21 protein-coding genes are annotated in these 20,241 nt (G+C 69.9%); 9 read left to right on the top strand and 12 right to left on the bottom strand.

Annotation, left to right across the window (positions count from 1 at the left end):
- Positions 1 to 31: 31 nt before the first annotated feature.
- On the top strand, positions 32 to 973 hold the full coding sequence (locus tag ACYVDG_RS26755) for a substrate-binding domain-containing protein (protein ID WP_460759595.1): 942 nt from the start codon (positions 32 to 34) through the stop codon (positions 971 to 973).
- A gap of 111 nt (positions 974 to 1,084) precedes the next feature.
- Here ACYVDG_RS26755 and ACYVDG_RS26750 read toward each other — a convergent pair whose 3' ends face one another.
- Together ACYVDG_RS26750 and ACYVDG_RS26745 are read right to left on the bottom strand one after the other, a co-directional pair.
- Entirely contained in the window at positions 1,085 to 2,038 is a 954-nt protein-coding gene (locus ACYVDG_RS26750) for a sugar-binding transcriptional regulator (protein WP_460759592.1), read from the bottom strand.
- Between the two features lie 592 nt (positions 2,039 to 2,630).
- A complete protein-coding gene (locus ACYVDG_RS26745; RefSeq protein ID WP_460759588.1) occupies positions 2,631 to 3,131 on the bottom strand; it encodes a hypothetical protein in 501 nt (166 codons plus the stop codon).
- Between the two features lie 122 nt (positions 3,132 to 3,253).
- On the opposite strand from ACYVDG_RS26745, the gene ACYVDG_RS26740 reads away from it, so the two are divergent.
- Positions 3,254 to 3,850, top strand: a complete 597-nt coding sequence (locus tag ACYVDG_RS26740; protein WP_460759584.1) for a TetR/AcrR family transcriptional regulator — start codon at positions 3,254 to 3,256, stop codon at positions 3,848 to 3,850.
- Between the two features lie 30 nt (positions 3,851 to 3,880).
- Here the strand turns inward: ACYVDG_RS26740 and ACYVDG_RS26735 are convergent, their stop codons facing one another.
- Complete coding sequence (locus ACYVDG_RS26735; protein WP_460759580.1) at positions 3,881 to 4,747, bottom strand: Rossmann-fold NAD(P)-binding domain-containing protein; 867 nt, start codon at positions 4,745 to 4,747, stop codon at positions 3,881 to 3,883.
- A gap of 112 nt (positions 4,748 to 4,859) precedes the next feature.
- On the opposite strand from ACYVDG_RS26735, the gene ACYVDG_RS26730 reads away from it, so the two are divergent.
- Positions 4,860 to 5,858, top strand: coding sequence for a cupin domain-containing protein (locus tag ACYVDG_RS26730; RefSeq protein ID WP_460759577.1), 999 nt, complete (start codon positions 4,860 to 4,862; stop codon positions 5,856 to 5,858).
- 157 nt (positions 5,859 to 6,015) lie between these two features.
- Here ACYVDG_RS26730 and ACYVDG_RS26725 read toward each other — a convergent pair whose 3' ends face one another.
- From ACYVDG_RS26725 to ACYVDG_RS26705, 5 genes are all read right to left on the bottom strand, one after another.
- Entirely contained in the window at positions 6,016 to 7,377 is a 1,362-nt protein-coding gene (locus ACYVDG_RS26725; protein WP_460759572.1) for an LLM class flavin-dependent oxidoreductase, read from the bottom strand.
- Positions 7,378 to 7,409: 32 nt separating this feature from the next.
- A complete protein-coding gene (locus ACYVDG_RS26720; RefSeq protein WP_460759568.1) occupies positions 7,410 to 8,261 on the bottom strand; it encodes an ABC transporter permease in 852 nt (283 codons plus the stop codon).
- Positions 8,254 to 9,162, bottom strand: a complete 909-nt coding sequence (locus tag ACYVDG_RS26715) for an ABC transporter ATP-binding protein (protein WP_460759564.1) — start codon at positions 9,160 to 9,162, stop codon at positions 8,254 to 8,256. The genes ACYVDG_RS26720 and ACYVDG_RS26715 overlap by 8 nt, the downstream gene beginning before the upstream one ends.
- Entirely contained in the window at positions 9,159 to 10,277 is a 1,119-nt protein-coding gene (locus ACYVDG_RS26710) for an ABC transporter substrate-binding protein (protein ID WP_460759559.1), read from the bottom strand. The genes ACYVDG_RS26715 and ACYVDG_RS26710 overlap by 4 nt, the downstream gene beginning before the upstream one ends.
- 102 nt (positions 10,278 to 10,379) lie before the next feature.
- The gene (locus tag ACYVDG_RS26705) at positions 10,380 to 11,294 is read right to left on the bottom strand and encodes a TauD/TfdA dioxygenase family protein (protein ID WP_460759555.1); all 915 of its coding nucleotides are present in this window, start codon (positions 11,292 to 11,294) and stop codon (positions 10,380 to 10,382) included.
- Positions 11,295 to 11,566: 272 nt separating this feature from the next.
- Here ACYVDG_RS26705 and ACYVDG_RS26700 point away from each other — a divergent pair, with 272 nt between their 5' ends.
- The 5 genes from ACYVDG_RS26700 to ACYVDG_RS26680 all read left to right on the top strand — a co-directional run bounded on the left by ACYVDG_RS26700 (position 11,567) and on the right by ACYVDG_RS26680 (position 15,734).
- The gene (locus ACYVDG_RS26700; RefSeq protein WP_460759550.1) at positions 11,567 to 12,364 is read left to right on the top strand and encodes a class I SAM-dependent methyltransferase; all 798 of its coding nucleotides are present in this window, start codon (positions 11,567 to 11,569) and stop codon (positions 12,362 to 12,364) included.
- Positions 12,365 to 12,447: 83 nt separating this feature from the next.
- Positions 12,448 to 12,948, top strand: a complete 501-nt coding sequence (locus tag ACYVDG_RS26695; RefSeq protein WP_460759546.1) for a DUF3592 domain-containing protein — start codon at positions 12,448 to 12,450, stop codon at positions 12,946 to 12,948.
- 15 nt (positions 12,949 to 12,963) lie between these two features.
- Entirely contained in the window at positions 12,964 to 13,116 is a 153-nt protein-coding gene (locus ACYVDG_RS26690; RefSeq protein ID WP_460759541.1) for a hypothetical protein, read from the top strand.
- A 116-nt stretch (positions 13,117 to 13,232) separates the two neighbouring features.
- A complete protein-coding gene (locus ACYVDG_RS26685) occupies positions 13,233 to 13,715 on the top strand; it encodes a DUF1269 domain-containing protein (protein ID WP_460759536.1) in 483 nt (160 codons plus the stop codon).
- Positions 13,716 to 13,931: 216 nt separating this feature from the next.
- Positions 13,932 to 15,734, top strand: coding sequence for an alkyl/aryl-sulfatase (locus ACYVDG_RS26680; RefSeq protein WP_460759532.1), 1,803 nt, complete (start codon positions 13,932 to 13,934; stop codon positions 15,732 to 15,734).
- Between the two features lie 28 nt (positions 15,735 to 15,762).
- Here ACYVDG_RS26680 and ACYVDG_RS26675 read toward each other — a convergent pair whose 3' ends face one another.
- On the bottom strand, positions 15,763 to 16,506 hold the full coding sequence (locus ACYVDG_RS26675; protein WP_460759528.1) for a TetR/AcrR family transcriptional regulator: 744 nt from the start codon (positions 16,504 to 16,506) through the stop codon (positions 15,763 to 15,765).
- Positions 16,507 to 16,565: 59 nt separating this feature from the next.
- Between ACYVDG_RS26675 and ACYVDG_RS26670 the strand changes: the two genes are divergently transcribed.
- On the top strand, positions 16,566 to 18,074 hold the full coding sequence (locus ACYVDG_RS26670) for an MFS transporter (protein ID WP_460759525.1): 1,509 nt from the start codon (positions 16,566 to 16,568) through the stop codon (positions 18,072 to 18,074).
- 42 nt (positions 18,075 to 18,116) lie between these two features.
- On the opposite strand, the gene ACYVDG_RS26665 is transcribed toward ACYVDG_RS26670, so the two are convergent.
- From ACYVDG_RS26665 to ACYVDG_RS26655, 3 genes are all read right to left on the bottom strand, one after another.
- Positions 18,117 to 19,016 carry a GlxA family transcriptional regulator gene (locus ACYVDG_RS26665; RefSeq protein WP_460759522.1) on the bottom strand — a complete coding sequence of 300 codons (900 nt, stop codon included), beginning with the start codon at positions 19,014 to 19,016 and terminating at the stop codon, positions 18,117 to 18,119.
- 26 nt (positions 19,017 to 19,042) lie between these two features.
- The gene (locus tag ACYVDG_RS26660; RefSeq protein ID WP_460759519.1) at positions 19,043 to 19,651 is read right to left on the bottom strand and encodes a cysteine hydrolase family protein; all 609 of its coding nucleotides are present in this window, start codon (positions 19,649 to 19,651) and stop codon (positions 19,043 to 19,045) included.
- A 68-nt stretch (positions 19,652 to 19,719) separates the two neighbouring features.
- Positions 19,720 to 20,193 (bottom strand): GNAT family N-acetyltransferase, encoded by a 474-nt coding sequence (locus tag ACYVDG_RS26655; protein WP_460759516.1) that lies wholly within the window; start codon positions 20,191 to 20,193, stop codon positions 19,720 to 19,722.
- Positions 20,194 to 20,241: the final 48 nt, after the last annotated feature.

Genomic DNA, 20,241 nt, shown 5'->3' with positions numbered 1-20,241 from the left:
GAAAAAGGGGAGACCCATGTGCCGGAAATCGATGGCAGCGATCGCGGCCACCGCGTTCGTTCTCACCGGATGCGGGAGCGGCGGCGGGGGAGACGCTGAGGGCGGCGGGGAAATCGCCATCATTACCGTTGACCCCTCGAACCCCTACTGGGCCGCCGAGGTGAACCGCGCGGAAGAGTTGGCCGAAGAGCTCGGATACAGCTACAACGTCGGCGCTCACGAGAACGATCCCGACGAGCAGACCCGACTGATGGAAACCGCCATCAACAACAACGTCGATGGCATCCTCCTCGACCCCGCCGGTGCGGACGAGAGCGTGGCGATCGTTGAGCAGGCCGTCGACGCCGACATCCCCGTCTCCCTCGTCAACGCCGAGATCTCGGAAACCGGCCTGGCGGAAGCCCAGTTCGTCTCGGACAACGCCCAGGGTGCGGCCGAGGGAGCCGAGAGATGGGCCGAGGCCATGGGCTACGAGGGCACCTATGTGGAACTGTTCGGCGAGCCGAGCGACAACAACGCACCGGTCCGCTCCGAGGGCTACGAGAGCGTGCTCTCCCAGTACCCGGACATGGAGAAGGTCGGTGAGGAGATCGCCAACTGGGACCGCCAAGAGGGCCAGACGGCCATGGAACAGTTGCTCTCCCGCAACCCGGACATCGACGGTGTGATCTCCGGCAACGACGAGATGGCTCTGGGCGCTATCAACGCCCTTGAAGAGGCCGGGGTCCTCGACGACGTGGAGGTCTTGGGCTTCGACGGGAGCAACGATGCCGCTGAGGCCGTCGCGGATGGCAAGATGGTTGCTTCGGTCCTGCAGCCCATCGACGACGCCACGACCCAGGCCCTCGAGGTCCTCGACGAGGTCATCCGTACGGGGGAGTCGTCACTGGACGGTGAGAAGGTCGCGTTGGACTGCATCCTGATCACCGAAGAGAACGCCGACGACCTTCAGGACTTCGTTATCGAAGACTGAATCGAACACGCCCTAGTCGCGGTCCGGACGCACATCCGGCAGACCCGGCCGCCCTCTCGCTGTATTACCGGCGAGAGGGCGGCCGGTCCCGTTACGGTAGGTGTGCGGCGATCAGATGTCCCGCTCGATCGCTTGGGCGGTGGCCTCATCTGTCACCAGCTGATTCAGCCAACCCGATCGCGCGGCGACAGTGATACTCAGGGTTTTCTCCTGGCCGACGGCCACGGCGATGCGGTGCGGTACCGCGCGAAGCGCGTCGCCGGGCACCCTGACCATGCGCTCGTTTCCCGGGAACGTGACCTCGGCGCCTTCCCGGTCGAAGAAGGCGAGGCAGACATCCCCTACCGACTTGGCCAAGTTGGGGTGGTCACGGGGGACGGAGCGGGAGATGGATTCCCTTGAGAGGGGCGGAGCCCCGACGCCGACGAGTGCGGCCTTCGCCGACCCCCAGTCCTGAACGATCTGCTGAAAACCCGGATCGTCCTGCAAAGCGGTCAGCAGGGCTGGTGACGGCAGCGCGGGGGCGAAGAGGTAATGCGGACGGCCCCCGGAGGTTGAGGTGAACATCCGAACGACCTCGTTCGTCTGGTGCCAGGGGTCCGCCTCGGCTTGCCCACCGACCGTAGGCGCGACGATGACACCCGGGTAGTCGCCCATGCGCTGTTGAGCCAAGGCGTAGGTGGTCACTCCGGAAGCGATGAGCAAGACATCACCGGGACGCAGGCCCACGCCGCTCAGCGCGTGGCGGGCGAGCGGACCCAACCCCAGGCCCACCCGTTGCGACTGGTCCCCGTGGGCGATATGAACGGCGTCGAGCCCCAGGGCCTCGCGCAGCCGCGCACTCAGCTCTTGGGTGCTCTGGGAACTGGGACGATGAACGGTGATTTCGACAAGCCCGACAGCCCGCGCCTCCGCCAGCAGGCGACTGACCGAAGGTCTCGAAACGCTGAGCTGTTCGGCGACCTCCGCCTGAGTCGCACCTTGCTCGTAATACAGCTGCGCGGCGCGATAAAGACGCTCGGGGTCTGTGTCGGTTCCGTTGCCTGCGGAAACATCCATCGTCATCGAGCTCTCATGAATTGTCGGTGGCCGAATCGATGTGCTGGCACGGAGCTCTCCTCATCATCTGTGCACGGTCCAGCACAGTTTAAATGAACCCGTGAACATTTGTGCCTCGATTCAGTGCAGCGGCTGAAGTTCTGGAGCACCCGGCCACGGCTTCTTCGGGGTGCGGGAAACAGCCCGTTGGGTCCTGGCTTCAGGTCTTGGACACGCTGAACCCGACACGAACCGGGAGGAAGCGGGAACCGGGAGAACCAGCGCCAAGGCCGCGCAAGGCGCTCCGGCGCACACATTGACCGGCCGCGACAGCCGACCCGCCTCAGCGCTGACGAAAGTGGCGGTCACCGGCCACCAGGCCGACAGCTGAATCTGGGCAGTACGAAGCTGGCACAGGCTGGGCTCCCCCGATACAACAAGTCAAGCGGGTCTGCCTCCGTCGTGCCAGCCGCGGATCCTGGCCTGTGGACAACCCCCGCTGCCCCCTCTGGACGGCCTTTCCTCTGAACGGTCCTTCTTCCGGACGGCTCTTCCCCCGGACGGCGCGGTTCCTCCCGGTGCACCACGCGCGGGCGGCACGGGTCGCCGCCCGACACCCTCAAACAGGGGGTGTGGCTCCCCGCCCCGACAGGCGCAGTTTGGCCGCGGCGTCGCGGAGCAGTCCGGGGGCTAGGCGGCGGTGGAGGGCGGACAGTGGGGGCCACACGACTCTGCCGAGGGCCTGCCGGTAGTGCAGGAAGGTACCCAGTGACACCCCGGCACCGTCGGCCCGGACCACGAGGTTGCCGTTCAGGAACCAGGAGTCGGCTTCGAGCCGGATCCAGTCCCGGCCGCGCCCGGCGATCCGCCACCCGGCGACGGTGTCCGGTGCGGCGCCCTGGCTGAGGCGCAGACCCAGGAATCCGCGCCATATCAGCCTGGCCGCGAAGTCGGGGGTATCCCCGAACATCGCGCGGGCCCACCCTTCCGGGGTCGCGCTCAGTCCGGTGGGGAGGGTGAACGCGTCGGCGTAGGCGATGCGAGGCAGTGAACTGGCCGAACGGAGGGAGTCGGGGACAGCACTGACCCCCACAGCGCTCTCTACCTGACCGTCTCCCATGTGCCTCGGGTGTGGAATCGGATCATCCGGCATTGCGCTACCCCCTAGTATACGGTGGCGTATATATCGGCTTCGGCTACTCTATACGCTCCCGTATATGACGTCGAGAGGTGAGGGTCCGCATGGGTGCTGTGCGCACACCGCGTGAGAAGTGGGTCGAGGAGGGCCTCCGCGTCCTGGCCGCCGACGGGCCGGACGCGGTCCGTGTCGAAGCCCTGGCCAAGAGGCTCCGTGTGACCAAGGGCGGCTTCTACGGGTACTTCGCCGACCGGAACGCGTTGCTGGACGCGATGCTGGAGACCTGGGAGCGGGAGAGCACCGACGACGTGATCGACCAGGTGGCGCGGGAGGGCGGCGACCCCAAGGACCAGGCGTACCGGGCGGGCATGCTCACCCTCTCCGACGACCGCCTCCTGCCCATCGATCTCGCGGTCCGCGGATGGGCCAGGCGCGACGAGGCGGTCGCGGAGCGGCTGCGGCGGGTCGACAACCGGCGCATGGAACTCCTGCGCGGGGTGATCGGTGCCTTCTGCTCGGACCCCGACGAGGTCGAGGCCCGTAGCCTGCTCGCCTTCTGCGCCGCGATCGGGGAGCACTTCCTCGCCGCTGACCACCCCGGACGCAGCCGAGCCGAGGTTTTGGCCCGCGCCGCAGACCTCCTGCTCGATCGCCCTCAGAGCCAGAGCTCCAGTCCGGAGTACTCGGAACGGCGGGCCTGACGGCACGTGACGGGCCCGCCGGTGACCGGTTCAGCTCCTCTCCCACACCCCCGTCCCTGCGGCCTTGGCCGCGTAGCCCTCGAAATCGCCTGCCGGGCGGCCGAGGGCGCGCTGGACCCCGCCGGCGGGCTTGGTGTTGCGTCCGTCCAGGACCTGGGTGAACAGCGCGACCAGACCCTGAGCCAGTTCCTCGGGTACGCCTTCAGCCGCGGCCCAGGAGACGTACTCGTCCGGGGTCACCTTCCGGTAGGCCACGGGGTAGCCCGCCGCGCCACCCAGGACCTTTCCGGCTTCAGTGAAGGTCAGCGCCCTCGGCCCGGTCATCTCGTACAGCTCGCCGGCGTGTCCTTCTTGGGTGAGGGTCCGGACAGCGGCCTCCGCGACGTCGTCCAGGTCCACGAACGGCTCGGGCACGTCCGCCACGGGCAGGGCGAGCGTCCCCGAACGAACCCCGTCCAGGAAGAAGTACTCGGAGAAGTTCTGCGCGAAGAAGGAGCAGCGCAGCACGGTCAGGTCGGGGAAGGCGGCCCGGACCGCCTCCTCGGCCCGCTGGGCCTCCGGTTCGCCGCGGCCGGAGAGCAGCGCCATCCGGCGCACCCCGTGGCCGGCGGCCCGTGCCGCGAAGGCCGTGACGATGTCGGACGCCCCGGGGAAGGCGAGGTCCGGGTGGTAGCACAGGTAGACGGAGTCGGCCCCCTCCAGGACGGCGTCCCAGGTGTCGGGGGAGTGCCAGTCGAAGGGCGGGGTGCCGGACCCCGGGTGGCCCGCCCTGGAACCGACCCGGTGCTCGACGCCGAGCTGGGTCAGCAGTCGGGTGACGCGGCGCCCGGTCATCCCGGTCCCGCCGGTGACGAGGACTCGCCGAGTGGTGCTGTGTGCGCTGCTGTTCGTATCCATGACCCCAGTACAGCGGGAAAGCTCTGGACGGGACATGGTTCATCTGCTGGACTCCATAAGAGAACGTCCACTGTTCGTGCCGTAGCCGGTCCCGGCCCGGTGGGAGGAGACCATGGACCCCCTGGTGCACCTGATCGACGGGCCGCGCGCCCGGTCCGCCTTCACCCTGCGCATCGTGATGGGTCCGCCCTGGGCCATGGACATCCGCGACGGAGCCCCGCTCGCGCTGGTGGTGATCACCGGCGGCCGGGTCTGGCTGCGCCGTGAGGGCCTCGCCCCCGTCCTGACGGGCCCCGGAGACGTGCTGCTCATCCGCGGCCCGGAACCGTACGTGCTCTCGGACCACCCCGACACGCCTCCCGGCACCATCGTCTATCCGGGTAACCGTTGTATGAGCCTCGATGGCCGGGAACTCCACGTGACCATGAGCCACGGCGTCGGGACCTGGGGAAACGACCCCGACGGCACGGACACGATGATTCTGGGCGCCTACGAGGACACTGGCGAGATCGGGCGCCTCGCCCTCGCCGCGCTGCCCCCGCTGGCGGTACTGCCGGCGGGGGCCGTCGACCCGGCGGTGGTCACCCTGCTCACCAGGGAGATCACCAGCGCGCGGGTAGCCCAGAGCGCACTCAACGACCGCCTGCTGGACTCTTTGCTGGTCATGGCGGTCCGGGCCTGGCTGGAGTCGCACCCGGACACCGCGCCGAACTGGCTCAGCGCCCAGCACGACCCGACCGTCGCCCGCGCCCTGGACCTGGTGCACGGACACCCGACCCACCCCTGGACCCTGGAGTCGCTGGCGGCGGGCTGCTCGGTCTCCCGGTCCACCCTGGCCACCCGCTTCCAACGCGCGGTGGGCAGTCCGCCCATGACCTACCTGCGCACCTGGCGGCTGAGCCTGGCCTGCGACCTCCTCGTGGCCGAACCCGACCTGGGCCTGGAACCGCTGGCCGCCCGCGTGGGGTACGGGAGCGCGTTCGCGTTCAGCGCGGCCTTCAAGAACCAGTTGGGCACCAGCCCATCCGAGTACCGAAGAGCCAGGACCGACACCCCCTCTGCCCCGCAGAACGACACCACAGTTGCCCCGCCGGCCGGCGTCGTCGGCTGAGCACTGTCGCGGGACTCGGTCGTCGACCAGCACTGTGCGCACGGGCGGTCCTCCCTGGGGAGCTGGGGTGGGGATGGGATCCATCCCAGTGAAACCGCATCGGGCCGCCCGCGCCAGAGGCACTGCCCAACCTGTGGACAACGGGGATCGGCACAGATCAGGCGGGGGCCACCTCGACAGCGGACCGGGCGTCCACCGCCGCCGCGAACCGACTCACCGGACGCTCCAGGCCGTAGTGGTCGCGCAGCGTCCGGCCCGCGTACTCGGTGCGGAACAACCCCCGCTCCTGGAGGACCGGCACCACCTGGTCCACGAAGTCCTCCAAGCCGCCCGGCAGGTACGGCGGCATGATGTTGAACCCGTCCGCTGCGCCCGCCTCGAACCATTCCTGGATCCGGTCGGCGACCTGCTCCGCGGTTCCCGCGAAGGTCTGGTGGCCGCGTCCGCCGCCCAGGCGCGCGATCAGCTCACCCACGGTCAGCGACTCGCGCCCGGCCAGGTCCGCCACCAGCTTGAACCTGCTCTTGTTGCCGCGGATCCGCTCCTCGTCCGGCAGCGGCGGCAGAGGCTGGTCAAGAGCGTGGTCGGTGAGGTCGACGCCCACCATCTGCGACAGGTGCCGCAGCGCGTAGTCGGGGGAGATCAGGGCGGTGAACTCGGCCTCCAACTCCTTGGCCTCCGCCTCGGTGGGCGCGATGAACGGCACGATCCCCGGCAGCACCTTGATCTGGTCGGGGGTACGGCCGAACCGGGCCAGCCGCCCCTTGAGGTCGCGGGCGAAGCCCACCCCTTCCTCCAGGGTCTGCTGGGCGGTGAACACGGCCTCGGCGTACTGGGCGGCGAACTCCTTGCCGTCCTCCGAGGACCCCGCCTGGACCAGCAGGGGTTGGCCCTGTGGTGACCTCGGCGAGTTCAACGGCCCTCGGACCCGGAACCGCTCACCCTCGTGGTCGATCGTGTGCACCTGTTCGGGGTCGGCGAACACACCGGCCTCGGGATCCAGCCGGATCGCGCCGTCCTCCCAGCTGTCCCACAGTTTGGCCGCGACCTCGGTGAACTCCCGCGCCCGCTCGGAGCGGTCGGCGTGGTCGGGTACCTCGTCCAGGCCGAAGTTGGCCGCCTCGTCCGCGCGCCCGGAGGTGACGATGTTCCACCCCGCGCGGCCGCCGCTGATGTGGTCCAGCGACGCGAACGCCCTGGCCAGCAGGTAGGGCGAGTAGTAGCCGGTGGACGCGGTGGCGATCAGGCCCACCCGTTCGGTGACCGCGGCGATCGCGCTCAGCAGCGTGATCGGCTCGAACACCGCCAGGGTGTTCCGTTCGATCCTGGGCCCGGTGGCCAGCCCGTCGGCGAAGAACACCGAGTCGAGCTTCCCGCGTTCGGCGATGCGGCCCAGCTCTTGGAAGTGGGCCAGGTCCAGGACGCGGTGTTCGTCGGTGCGCGGGTGCCGCCAAGCCGCCTCGTGGTGACCCACCCCCATCAGGAAGGCGTTGAGGTGGAGCCCTCGGTGACCGGTCATGTTCTCTCTCGCTTCCTTGGGCTTGTCCGAGCTCATTTCGCTGCCACCCGCCACCGCGAGAACCTCCGTTCCAGGGCGACCAGCACCCCGTTGAGTGTCACGCCCAGCAGCGCGATGGACAGGATGCCCGCGTACATGTCGTGGATCTGGAAGTTCAGCTGGGAGGCGTTGATGAGGTAGCCCAGCCCGGACTGGGCGCCCACCATCTCCGCGGCGATCAGCACGAGGATCGACGCGGCCCCCGCCATCCGGACCCCGGTGAAGATCGACGGCACCGCCGCGGGCAGCACCACCTTCCGGAACAGGGCGAGCGGACCGAACCCCAAGGAGACCGCCGACTTGATCAGCAGCGGGTCGACCGTACGCACCCCGGTGATCGTGTTGAGCAGGATCGGGAAGGTGCAGGCGAACACCACCAGCGCGATCTTCGAGGTCTCGCCGATCCCCAGGATCAGCACGAACACCGGCAGCAGGGCCAGGGCCGCGGTGTTGCGGAACAGTTCCAGGATCGGCAGCAGGAAGTCCGACACCGGCCGGTACCAGGCGATGAGGATGCCGAGCGGTACCGCGATCGAGACGGCGATGGTGAACCCGGTCAGCGCCCGGGACAGGCTCGCGGACACGTGCGCCCACAGCTGCCCGCTGGCGGCCAGGTCGCCGGTGGCTACAAGCACCTCGGAGAGCGGGGGCAGGAACACGCGGTCGACCAGGCCGATCCGGGGTGCCACCTCCCACAGCAGAAGGAACGCCACGATCGCGGCCGAGCGCTTGAACCACAGCCACGCCGTGGACAGCGCGGGGTTGGGCGCCTTGGGGGCGGGCCCGTCGGGGAGGGGAGCGGCGGGTGGGGGAGCGGTGGAGGTTCGGGTGAGGATGTCAGCCACGGTCAGCCTCCTTGGAGACGGGTACGCGCGGGGCGGAGTGGGTCCCCTCGGACGCTTGGGACCGCTCGGACCGCTGGGCCCGGGCCACCTCGTCGTGGAGTTCCCGCCAGACGAGGTGCCGGTAGCGGGCGAAGGCCGGGTCCGAGCGCACGTCCTCGCTGGCGTCCCGGTCCAGGTCGATGTCGGTCACGCTCTTGATCCGTCCCGGCCGTGAAGTCATCACGGCCACGCGCTGGCCCAAGTAGACGGCTTCGTCGATGCCGTGCGTGATGAACAGGACGGTCTTTCCGGTGCGCTGCCAGATGGACCGCAGTTCGTCTTGCAGCGACTCCCGGGTCTGGGCGTCCAGTGCGGCGAACGGCTCGTCCATGAGCAGGACCTCGGGGTCGAAGGCCAGGCTGCGGGCGATCGCCACGCGCTGCTTCATGCCGCCGGAGAGCTCGTGCGGGTAGCGGTCCTCGAACCCGTCCAGGCCCACCAGCTCCAGGAACTCGCGGGCGCGCCGGGTCCGCTCGGCCCGGTCCAAGCCTTTGGCCTCCAGCCCGAACTCCACGTTGCCCTGAGCACTGCGCCAAGGCAGGAGCGCGTACTGCTGGAAGACGAGGCCTCGGTCCAGCCCGGGGCCGGCGACCGGCCTACCGTCGAGGAGGATGCGGCCCCCGCTCGGTTCGGTGAGGCCGCCGAGCAGGTCGAGCAGGGTGGACTTGCCGCAGCCGCTGGGGCCGACCAAGGCCAGGAACTCGCCTTCGGCGATGTCCAGGGTGACGTCGGCGATGGCGGTCAGTGAGGAGCCGGACCGGCCCTTGGCGTCACGCACAGGGAAGGTCTGCCGCACCCCGTCCAGGAGCAGTTTGGGATGGGCGCGCACCTGTGTGCTCCGTGTGTGCGCTGCGGTCGTCATGAGTCCTCGCTCTCAGGGGGCTCGTCGCCGTCCTCGCCGCCGTCCGGTTCCGCGACCGGATCGCCGTCGGGGCCCGAGTCCTCGGGGTAGGTGCCGTTGTGAAAGGGGTTGAACTCGTTCGTGTAGAGGTCGGACGCCTCGACCGTGCCCTCGGTGAGCTCCCCGTTGCGGTCCAGCCACTCCAGCCAGATCGAGAACTCCTCTTCGGCGATGATTCCGCCGGAGCCGGCCACACCGCTGCTCTTCCAGTACTGGATGACGTCGGTGGACTCGTTGCGGCCGCGCTTTTCGATGATGTCCGTGAACCGGTCCACCACCTCGCCTCGCGGTGTGGTCTGGGCCCAGCGGATCGCCCGGGCGACGCCGCTGACGAAGGCGAGGGTGGCGTCCGGGTTGTCCTCGATGAACTCGTCGCGCAGGACCAGGGCCCCGTAGCTGAAGGTGCCGTACAGGCCCTCGTCGGTGAAGAGCGGGCGGATACCGCCGCGCTCCAGGGCGGTCTCGCGCAGGATGCTGCCGAGGGTGGCCACGTCCACCTGCCCGTTGCGCAGGGACTGCTCGGTGTTGGCGGGCGGGACGACGGTGAGTTCCACCTGGGCGATCTCGTCGTTGTCCAGACCCTCCTGGGCCAGCCACTCCCGGACCACGAACTCGTGGTGGGCGCCGAGCGTGTTCATCGCGACCGTTTTACCGACGAGGTCGCGGGCTTCGGTGATGTCGCTGTCCTCCAGCACGTAGTAACCGCTGAAGGTCTCCTGGTCGGATCCGTAGTAGGACACCACTGAGGTGATCGGTGACCCTGCGGCGACCAGCTTGGCGATCGCCCCGTTGAAGGCCCCGCCGACATCGGTGTCGCCGGTGGCCGCGGCCTGGATGTCCTGGGGGCCGCTGGTGGTGTCGCCGATCCACTCCAGCTCGATGCCGTCGAGGTAGCCGAGGTCCGCCGCCAGCTCGGGGAAGACCACGTTGCCGGTGCTGCCCTGGTAGCGGATGACGGTGGCGGCCGAGTCGCTGGCGGTGCTCTCGGAGGTTCCGCAGGCGGACAGCAGGGGAAGGGTCGCCCCGGCGGTGCCGACCGCGGCGGAATAGCGCAGGATGTCGCGTCGCGTGTGCATGAGTGAGCTCCGAAGGACGGCGGGCCGCGCGTGCGTCGGCCCGCCGTCGTCAAGGGGGTGCCGAGAGGTTTCGGGGGCGGGCCTCGGAACGGTGAGGGGGCTCTAGACCGCCGGGGTGTACTCGCTGGAGTCCCCGGCCAGGGAGCGGCTCGGGCGGCCGTCGACCCCCTTGGGGACGTCACCGGCGACGGTGATCCGGTGCAGGCGGCGGGCCTCGTCGCCGTAGTCGGCCACCGCGTAGTGCTGGGTGGCGCGGTTGTCCCAGACCGCCACGTCGCCCTCGCGCCAGCTCCACCGCACAGTGTTCTCCGGGCGGGTCACCCGCTGCTGGAAGAGCTCGAACAGCAGGTTGAAGTCCTTGCTGCTGAGGCCGGAGAAGTGCTGGGCGAAGTGGCCGAGGAACAGGCCCCGCTCGCCCGTCTCGGGGTGGACGCGGACCACCGGGTGCTCGGTCTTGTAGACGGTGGAGACGAACTGCTCCCGGTACTTCTTCAGGTCGCCGGTCAGTTCGCGCTTGGGCACCGCCGCCGCGTAGTCGTAGTCGTTGCTGTGCACGGCGCGCAGGCCGTCGGCGAGCTCCTTCAACGGCTCGGGCAGGTCCTGGTACGCCGTGACGGTGTTGGCCCACGTGGTGTCACCGCCGTACGGGGGCAGGTGGATCGCGCGCAGCACGCTGGCCTGGGGCGGGCGGTCGACGAAGGTCACGTCGGTGTGCCAGCTGTTGGCCTTGCCGCGCTCGGAGTCGATCGGCAGGACGTGGTGCTCCTGCCCGAAGGCCTTGCCCGTGGTGGGGTGCGGGGTGGTGAGCGGCCCGAGGAGGGTGGCGAACCCGGCCTGGGCCTCGTCGGTGAGGTGGTGCTGGTCCCTGAAGAAGACCACCTTGTGTGCGAGCAGGGTCTCGCGGATGCTCGCGACGGTGGTCTCGTCCAGGTCGGGGCCGATCTCCACGCCGGAGATCTCGGCGCCGATCCGTCCGGCGACGCGGCGGACGGTCAGTTCCGTGGCCGTGGTGGTCATGACGGTGCTCCGTTCGGCAAGGGGGTGCGCGGCGGTCGCCTCACGCGTCCGGTCGCGGTCCGTCCGCTGCGAGTGCTCTGACGGTAGATCGCCCGCGCAGCTAAAGTCAACCAAATCAGTAGGAATACTATGAAATAAGAGTTCGTGCAGTTCACGGGCTCGATGTGCGGTCATCATCCGTTCACACGAGTCACCGATCCGTCATGAGAGGTGCGGGCGCTAGGATTCCGCCGGGCCAAAGGCCAGCTCATCCGCAGCGGAGGGAACCCGAGATGAACGACCGCACCCAGGCCTTCGAAGGCCTCACCGAGAACTACCGGGCCTTCCGCCCCGGATACCCGCAGGAGGTGCTCGACACCCTGCGCGACCACGTGCGCGCCGGTCCCTCCGACGACTGGCCCGACCCGTGGCTCCTCCTCGACGTCGGGGCCGGAACCGGTATCTCCACGCGTGCTCTCCGCGGGGCCTTCGGCCCCGGGCCGCGCGTGGTCGGTGTGGAACCCGGTCACGACATGCGCGGGGCCGCCGCGACCGACGCCGAGCCGGGCGAGGGCGACGCGGTCGAGTACGTAGACGGCCGGGCCGAGGACATCCCCTTCCCAGACGCCTCCGCGTCCCTCGTCCTCACCGCCCAGGCCGTGCACTGGTTCGACCGGCCCGCCTTCTACGCCGAATCCGTACGCCTCCTCGCCCCAGGCGGCACCCTCGCCGTGCTCAACAACAACCGCGACCTCGAAGGCAGCGCCTTCACCGACGCCCACGAGGACCTGCTGGAGCGGTACAGCCCCGGATACGACCGGTACTACCGCACGTACGACCTGGTTGGTGAATTCTCCGCGGCCAAGGGCCTGACCGGTGCGACCGAGCAGACCTTCCCGTGGGTACGCGAGCTCACCGCGGATGGGTACCTCGGTATGGCGATGTCGTCCAGCAAGATGGCGGCCGCGGCCGAGGAGATCGGTGCGGACCGGATCCGGGCCCAGCTCAGGGCCATCGCCGACCGCCACTTCCCCGACGGCACCGTACGCGTCCCCTACACCACCCAGCTGGTGGTGGCCCGGAAGGCCTGAACCAGGGCGAACCCCGCTTCCAGGTGTGAGAACCACGGCGTGGGTAAGCCTTTCGGAGAGACTGATCCAGGGAGGCGTACCGAGTGGAGACCGTCCTGGCCCTCGCGCACGAACTCGCTGAGCCCTCCCGAAACCCCCAGCTGGTCCGCCTCATTGGCCTGCTGGCGGTCGGCATCCCCCTAGCGTGTTACGTCGGCTACCGGCTCCTGGGCAACGAGCGGGAACGCCGTCGCGACGCCCGTACGGCCGCGGGCTGGCCCACCGCGACCGGAACCGTCGTCTTCGCGAAACCGGTCTGGGCGAGACCGCCCCACCCCGTGCCCGAGCTCGCGGGTAAGGAGCCACAGCCCAAGCTCGACAAGGTAGGGGTCAGGTACGTGTTCGAGGTCGACGGCCAGGAGTACGAGGGGAACACCCCCAACCCCGATGAGCTCACCCGGCGGCGCTGGGGCGCCCACCGCGCCTGGAAGTACGCTCAGCGTCATCCGGCGGGCAGCGAGGTGGCCGTTCGTTACGACCCCGAGGACCCCACCCGCAACTGTGCCGACCCGGAGGCCACGGCCGCCGGGCAGGTCCCGGAGTAGACCCGAAAGGCACGTATGGAACTCGGCCCGCTCGGCTATCTGATCGTTGGCGCGGCTGTCCTGGCCTGGGCCTACGGCCTCTACCGCATGGTCCGGCGCCAGGTGCGGCGCGAACAGGACCCCGACGACCCCGGCCCCGGGCACGGCGGGCCGCTCCGCGACTGGTGAGGTTTTGCGAGAACCAGGACTCCTGGTGGCGTTGGCCGGAGCAGACCCCGGGAAGGCTGCCGCAGATCGGGCCCTAGACACCGGGCCCGGAGGCGACGACGGGGGAACACACACCAATGGCGCAGCTGATCGTGCTCGGGGTGGCCGACCGGGACACCGCCGAAGAGGCGCTCGACATCGCCGCTGACCTCAGCAAACAGGAACTCCTCCGACTGGAGGACGCCGCCTACGCGTACAAGGACGACAAGGGACGTCCCCGCATCCACCAGACCGTCAACCTGACCGGCTACGGCGCCGCGGGCGGAGCGCTGTGGGGCACGCTCATCGGCATGCTGTTCCTGAACCCGCTTCTCGGACTGGCCGTCGGCGCGGGTACCGGGGCGATCGCGGGCAGGCTCAGCGACGTGGGGATCGACGACGTCATGATCAGGGGCATCGGCTCCGAACTCCAGCAGGGCAGGGCCGCCGTGTTCCTGCTCGCCGACGACGCCACCATCGACCGTGTCGTCGACGCCTTCCGGCCGCTGCACCCCACGGTTATCCAGACCAACCTGTCCAAGGACAACGAGCACGAGCTCATCGAGGCACTCCGAGGCTAGGCTCCCCGAGCCCTCTCACGCCGCCGGTGCGGGCCACTCGCACCGGCGGCCCCTCACTTCCGTTTCCGGGCCGCGGTCCCGCCCCGCCGGTGCTCCCCGGGGGCCTTGGCCAACAACAGAGCCGAGCGTTGCACTCCGCTGAACCCCTCGCCCTGATCATGGATCTTGCGCCCGTACCCGGCCCGCTGGCCAGCGTCGACTCGACGAGGAGAAGTGATGACCGGTAACGGACCCGACCACGCCGATCCCACCGACTTCGCCAACGCGGACCGGGGACTGATCGCCCGGCTCGAGCCAGGGCAGGTCAGAAACGAGGAGGGCCGGGTGGTCTGGGACGCCGACGCCTACGCGTTTCTCGACGGGGAGTGCCCGGACAGCGCCAACCCGAGCCTGTGGCGCCAGTCCCGCCTGTGTGCCAAGCAGGGCCTGTTCAAGGTCGCTGAGGGGATCTACCAGGTCAGGGGCCTGGACCTGTCGAACATGACGCTGGTCGAGGGCGACCAGGGCGTCCTCGTCATCGACCCGCTGATCTCCGCCGAACCCGCACGTGCCGGGCTTGAGCTGTACCGCGCGAACCGCGGCGACCGCCCGGTCAGCGGGGTGATCTATTCGCACTCGCACGTCGACCACTTCGGCGGGGTCGGCGGCGTCACCGACGGCACCGTGCCGATCCTCGCACCGTCCGGGTTCATGGAGCACGCGGTGTCGGAGAACGTCCACGCGGGGCCCGCCATGGCCCGCCGCAGCCTCTTCCACACGGGCTCCCACCTGGAGCCGGGGCCGCGGGGACAGATCGGACTGGGTCTCGGACAGACCAACTCGAGCGGCACGGTCACCCTCATCGCGCCCAACCGCGACATCACCCGGACCGGCCAAGAGGAGGTCGTGGACGGGGTTCGGATCGTCTTCCAGATGACGCCCGGAACCGAGGCGCCCGCGGAGATGAACTTCTACTTCCCCGAACACCGGGCCCTGTGCATGGCGGAGAACGCCACCCACAACCTGCACAACATCCTCACGCTCCGCGGAGCCCAGGTCCGCGACGCCCGGATCTGGTCGCGCTACCTCGACGAGTCCGTCGAACTGTTCGCGCACGAGTCCGACGTCCTGTTCGCCTCGCACCACTGGCCGACCTGGGGTACCGACAACCTGGTCAGGTACCTGAGGCAGCAGCGCGACCTCTACGCCTACCTGCACGACCAGACTGTACGGATGATGAACCAGGGGTACGTGGGCTCCGAGATCGCCGAACACCTGCAGCTGCCGCCCGGGCTGGAGGGGGAGTGGCACACGCGCGGCTACTACGGTTCCGTCAGCCACAACGTCAAGGCCATCTACCAGCGCTACATGGGCTGGTTCGACGGCAACCCCGCCCACCTGTGGGACCACCCTCCCGAGGAGGAGGCCCGCAGGTACGTCGACTGCATGGGAGGTGTGGACGAGGTGGTGCGCAAGGCGGACGAGTACCGGTGCCACGGGGACCTCCGGTTCGCCGCGACCCTGCTCAACCACGCGGTGTTCGCCGAACCCGGGCACGGCCGGGCCCGGGCGGCGCTGGCCGGGGTGTACGAGCGGTTGGGTTTCGGCTCGGAGAACGGTACCTGGCGCAACTTCTACCTCCAGGGCTCAGCCGAGCTGCGGCGCGGCAAACCGGACCACTCGCCCGACCTGGGCGCCGGTATGACGGCCGCGCTGTCGATGGGCCAGCTCTTCGAGTCGCTCGCGATCCGGATCAACGGCCCCAAGGCCTGGGACACGCACATGGTCATCGACTGGGTGTTCTCGGACCTGGGCACCACGTACCGCACGACCCTGTCCAACGGGGCGCTCACCACACGGGAGAAGCCGCGCCGAGGCGAGCCCGGGCTGGTCGTCACCCTGAACAAGTTCCGTCTGCTGCGGTTGCTCGCGGGCAAGGGGACGGAGGGTATGGCGTTCTCCGGCGACGAGTCGCTCCTGGACCACCTGTTCGGCCTCCTGGACCAGCCCGACCCGAACTTCGACATCGTGACCCCCTGAACGGGCCTCCTGAACGGGCCCTGGGAGGTCAGGGAAGCGCACGCGCTGCCGAAGACTGCGCGGCGATCCCGTCCAGGACCATGTCCAGCCCGGTGAGGACCCAGTCCCCGCCCTGCTTCCCGTCGTCCTCATCGGATTCCGGGGAGGAACTGACGAGGGCGGCAACACGGGGAAAGCCGGAGAGGTCGTCGCCGCCGAGCCTTTTCCGCCAGGCGGCCCCGGGGCTTCGGTCCGCGAGCTCCCCGGTATCACCCAGTCCGCTCGCGCCACCCGGCCCGGTCTCGTCGCCCAGTGCCATGCGGGCGCTGCCCTGGAGGTAGTGGGTGACGGCCATGATCGCGCGCCCGGCCTGGGGCAGGGTGAGGTCGAGGGGTTCGAGGGCGGTCAGCGCCCACTCCATGGACGCGAGCATGTGCGGACCGGCTGGCGGGGCGACGGTTGCCGTGGCGGTGAGCAGCCACGGGTGGGCGGTGTACATGGCCCAGTCGTGCCGGGCGAGCAGGCGCATCCGCTCCCGCCAGTCCAGGCCGCCGGGATCGGGGTAGGCGTGCCGGGCGTGGAGGGTGTCGATCATGTCCCGGAGCAGCTCCTCCTTGTCCGAGACGTGCCGGTACAGCGACATCGCGCCGGCGCCGAGCTGCTTGGCGATCCGGCGCATCGACACCGCGTCGAGCCCCTCGCGGTCGGCGAGACCGATCGCCGCCTCGACGATGCGTTCCCTGTTCAACGCCTGTCCCGCCACACTCACCACCCGGTTCGCCGTTGCGGTCATGCTAACCCTTGCGTACGGTGTACCCACGTGCATGCGTACGCCGTACTCAAGGAGTTGTCTTGACCACCCGCACCACACGAACCCACTCTCGGCGGTGGCTCGCCTTAGGCGTGCTCATCGTCCCGGTCCTGCTCACGTCCATGGACATCTCGATCCTCTACATGGCCGTGCCCGCCATCACCGCCGACCTCGCACCCACCGCGGGGCAGGCACTGTGGATCCTCGACATCTACGGCTTCCTGCTGGCCGGGCTGCTCATCACCGCCGGCAACATCGGCGACCGGATCGGGCGGAGGCGCCTCCTGATGGTCGGCTCCGCGCTCTTCGGTGCGGCCTCCTTGGCGGCGGCGCTCTCCACTTCCCCCGAGGCGCTGATCGCCGCCCGCGCCCTCATGGGGGTCGGCGGGGCCACCCTCATGCCGTCCACGCTCGCGCTGATCCGCAACATCTTCACCGACCCCGCCGAGCGGACCCGGGCGATCGGACTGTGGACCGCGGGCTTCGCCGGAGGGGCGGCGCTCGGCCCGATCGTCGGCGGCGTCCTCCTGGAGTTCTTCGCCTGGGGATCGGTCTTCCTGGTCAACGTGCCGATCATCCTGGCCCTGCTGGCGGTGGGCGCTCTGGTGCTCCCTGAGTACCGGAACACACGCGCCGGGCCCCTCGACGTGCCCAGCGTCCTGCTGTCCTTCACTGCCGTCCTGCCTCTGGTGTGGTCGGCCAAGACCGCCGCGGAGGAGCTCGCCCTCACCCCGGTCGGCGCGGCGGCACTGGCGGTCGGCCTGTTCTCGGGGACCGTCTTCGTCCTGCGGCAGCGCCGACTGGCGGTGCCGCTCGTGGACGTGTCGCTCTTCGCCAACCGCCGGTTCACCGGGGCCGTCCTCGCGGGCGGGCTCATGATGTTCTCGCTCGTGGGGATGATGCTCCACACCGCCCAGTTCCTCCAGCTGGTCCAGGGGTTCTCGCCCCTGAACGCCGCGCTGCTGCTGGTGCCGGTCCTCGTGGCGGTCGCGGTGACCTCCGTCCTCTCCGTCACCGCCGCCCGGCTGTGGGGCCACCGCGCGGTGTTCGCGGGCGGGGCTCTGGTCTCGGCGGGCGGCATGCTCGTACTGGGCCTGGTCCCGGCCGACCCGCCCACCTGGTGGGTCCTGGCCGGTTCCGCGCTGGTCGGCATGGGTGTCGGGCCGGTCGCGGCCCTGGCCGTGGACGTGGTGGTCGCAGCGGTCAGACCCGAACGCGCGGGAGCGGCCTCCGCGGTGTCGGAGACCGCGAACGAGCTCGGTGCCGCGCTCGGCATCGCGGTCCTGGGCACGGTCAGCGCGGTGTTCTACCGGACCGGGGTCCGGGAACGGCTGCCCGAAGACGTTCCCGAGGAGGGCGTGGAAGTGATCGGGTCCAGCCTGGGCGCCGCGCTCGGGGCGGCCGAACAGCTTCCGGCGGAGGCGGCGAGCAGTATGGCGGCCTCGGCGCGGGAAGCGTTCGTCGAGGGGATGTCCGCCACCGGCCTGGTCGGTGCCGCGCTCCTGCTCACCTTGGCGGTGGGGCTTCTCGTGCTCCTGCGCCAACGGTGAGCGCTACCAACGGCGAGCGCTGCGGGCCTGGGGGCGGGGTGTTCAGGAGCGTACGCGCAGGCGGCGGAGCATGCGGGCGTCCTGGAAGCCCACCGCCCGGGCCGCCGACTCCACCGTCGAACCCCCACCGATCAGCTGCTCGGCGCGCTCCACCCGCAGACTCTGCTGGTACCGCAGCGGGGTCAGGCCCGTGGCCCGGGCGAAGGCCCGGGTGAGAGTGCGCTCACTGACCCCCGCCGAAGCGGCGAGGTCGGTCAGCCGCAGGGGCTCCGTGTACCGGGCATCGATGGCGTCCTGCGTCCGGTGCACCACGTCCACCGGGTGGCTCCGGTGCCGCAGCATCACGCTGGCCTGGGGTTCGTCGCCGTTGCGGCGGGCGTAGACCACCATCTCCCGGGCCACGGAGGCCGCCACCGCCGGGCCGTGCCACCGGGCCGCCAGGTGCAGGGCGAGATCGATGCCGCTCGCGATGCCCGCCGAGGTCACCACCCGGCCGTCGGACACGTACAGCACGTCCGGTACGACCCGGGCACGCGGGTGTCGGCGGGCGAGTTCGTCCTGGAGGGTGTGGTGGGTGGTGCACCGGCGCCCGTCCAGCAGCCCTGCACGGGCCAGGACGAAGGCGCCCGAACAGACGCTGGCGAGCATGCCGCCGGACGCGTGGTGCGCGGTCAGCGCCGCCACCTGCTCCGGGGTGACGTGCGGCGCCGCCCCGGAGGTCCGCCAGCCGGGGACGAGCACCAGGTCGTCGGGGCCAACGGGCGGCCAGTCGGTCGCGGCACGCAGCCCGACGCCTTGGGCGGTGGGCACCTCGGGGAGCGCACTGACGTGGTGGAGTTCCACGGGATGGCCCGTGTCGGCCATGCCGGAGAACACCTGGGCCGGGCCGGCCAGATCCAGCAGGTGGAGTCCCGGTAGGAGGAGGAAGACGACCTTGCGCACGATCCGGTCATTCTAACCGGGCCGCATCAGCGGGCCCCGGACACGATCTCGTCGACCGTGCGCACGGCGGCGAAGCGGCCGGAGAGCGCGTACACGGTGCGGTTGACGATGTCCCGCGGCAGGAGGGTCGCCGGGTCGTCGAGGACCTCCCGCAGCGCACGGCCGGGCGGGGCGCCCGGGGCCTCGATGGGTTGGGTGGCCGTGGCGTCCACCGCGAAGACCATGCCGAAGCCGAGCTCCGAACCCATGCGGGTGGTGGTCTCGCAGCACTGTTCGGTGCGCACCCCGCAGACGGTGACCTCGCCGATGCCCCAACCCGTGAGCAGACGCCCCAGGTCGGTGCCGGTGAACGCGCTGTGCGCGGTCTTGGTCATGACAGGTTCGCCACCGGTCGGCGACAGCCCGGGCATGGGCTCCACGAGGCCGCGCTCGGGGTCGAACACCGTGTCGGTACCGGGCTCTGTGTGCAGGATCCACACCACCCGGTCGCCCCGGTTCCGGTAGTGGTCCACGAGGCGGCTGATGGGTTTGGCGACCTCGGGGTCGGAGGCGGCTTGCCAGCTCTGCTGCTGGAGGAAGGACCGTTGCGCGTCGACGACGACCAGTGCTCTGCCGGTGCTGGGAACTGTGCTCATACCCGGACCTTCCCAGCGGGCCGGGGCCCGGGCCAGGCACGATCCCGGCCCCTACCGGACTGATCCGGTCACAGGTCCAGGGACCAGTACTGGCCGACGAGGTCGTGCCCGAAGCTGTGGTGGGGCTCCTCCTCCACCAAGGTGAATCCGGCTTCCTGGTAGATCCGTCGCGCCGACGTCAGGACGTCGTTGGTCCACAGGGTCATCCGCTTGTAGCCCTGTTCCCGGGCGTAGGGCAGGCAGCGTTCCACGAGGGCGGAGCCGATCCCCAGTCCGCGTGCCCCAGGGGCGACCATGAGGAGCCGGAGGCGGGCGGTGCCGGGTTGGCCGTCGGGGACACAGAAGACGCTGCCGACCCGTGCCCCGTCCGCCTCGGCGATCCACGCTGCGCCGGTGGCCGGGTCGAAGTCCGCGACGATCCGCGCGACCAGGGTCTCGTAGGTCATGTCCCAGCCGTACTGCTCCGCGTACGCCTCGCCGTTGACCTTGACCACCCATCCCAGGTCGCCGGGGGCTCCGAGCGGTCGGATCCGGGTCTCCACAACGACCTCCAGGCTACTGACACGACTGTTTCAGTACTCCTAGACTAG

It is taken from the genome of Nocardiopsis oceani (genome assembly GCF_054777395.1).
The sequence above is the reverse complement of the archived record's forward strand: the minus strand, read 5'-3'. Positions and strand labels throughout refer to the sequence as shown.

Excerpts from the sequence above, each read along its gene's own strand:
- ACYVDG_RS26755 (WP_460759595.1), top strand. The coding sequence starts at position 32 with ATGGCAGCGATCGCGGCCACCGCGTTCGTTCTCACCGGATGCGGGAGC.
- ACYVDG_RS26750 (WP_460759592.1), bottom strand. The coding sequence starts at position 2,038 with ATGACGATGGATGTTTCCGCAGGCAACGGAACCGACACAGACCCCGAG.
- ACYVDG_RS26745 (WP_460759588.1), bottom strand. The coding sequence starts at position 3,131 with ATGGGAGACGGTCAGGTAGAGAGCGCTGTGGGGGTCAGTGCTGTCCCC.
- ACYVDG_RS26740 (WP_460759584.1), top strand. The coding sequence starts at position 3,254 with ATGGGTGCTGTGCGCACACCGCGTGAGAAGTGGGTCGAGGAGGGCCTC.
- ACYVDG_RS26735 (WP_460759580.1), bottom strand. The coding sequence starts at position 4,747 with ATGGATACGAACAGCAGCGCACACAGCACCACTCGGCGAGTCCTCGTC.
- ACYVDG_RS26730 (WP_460759577.1), top strand. The coding sequence starts at position 4,860 with ATGGACCCCCTGGTGCACCTGATCGACGGGCCGCGCGCCCGGTCCGCC.
- ACYVDG_RS26725 (WP_460759572.1), bottom strand. The coding sequence starts at position 7,377 with ATGACCGGTCACCGAGGGCTCCACCTCAACGCCTTCCTGATGGGGGTG.
- ACYVDG_RS26715 (WP_460759564.1), bottom strand. The coding sequence starts at position 9,162 with ATGACGACCGCAGCGCACACACGGAGCACACAGGTGCGCGCCCATCCC.
- ACYVDG_RS26710 (WP_460759559.1), bottom strand. The coding sequence starts at position 10,277 with ATGCACACGCGACGCGACATCCTGCGCTATTCCGCCGCGGTCGGCACC.
- ACYVDG_RS26705 (WP_460759555.1), bottom strand. The coding sequence starts at position 11,294 with ATGACCACCACGGCCACGGAACTGACCGTCCGCCGCGTCGCCGGACGG.
- ACYVDG_RS26700 (WP_460759550.1), top strand. The coding sequence starts at position 11,567 with ATGAACGACCGCACCCAGGCCTTCGAAGGCCTCACCGAGAACTACCGG.
- ACYVDG_RS26690 (WP_460759541.1), top strand. The coding sequence starts at position 12,964 with ATGGAACTCGGCCCGCTCGGCTATCTGATCGTTGGCGCGGCTGTCCTG.
- ACYVDG_RS26685 (WP_460759536.1), top strand. The coding sequence starts at position 13,233 with ATGGCGCAGCTGATCGTGCTCGGGGTGGCCGACCGGGACACCGCCGAA.
- ACYVDG_RS26680 (WP_460759532.1), top strand. The coding sequence starts at position 13,932 with ATGACCGGTAACGGACCCGACCACGCCGATCCCACCGACTTCGCCAAC.
- ACYVDG_RS26675 (WP_460759528.1), bottom strand. The coding sequence starts at position 16,506 with ATGACCGCAACGGCGAACCGGGTGGTGAGTGTGGCGGGACAGGCGTTG.
- ACYVDG_RS26660 (WP_460759519.1), bottom strand. The coding sequence starts at position 19,651 with ATGAGCACAGTTCCCAGCACCGGCAGAGCACTGGTCGTCGTCGACGCG.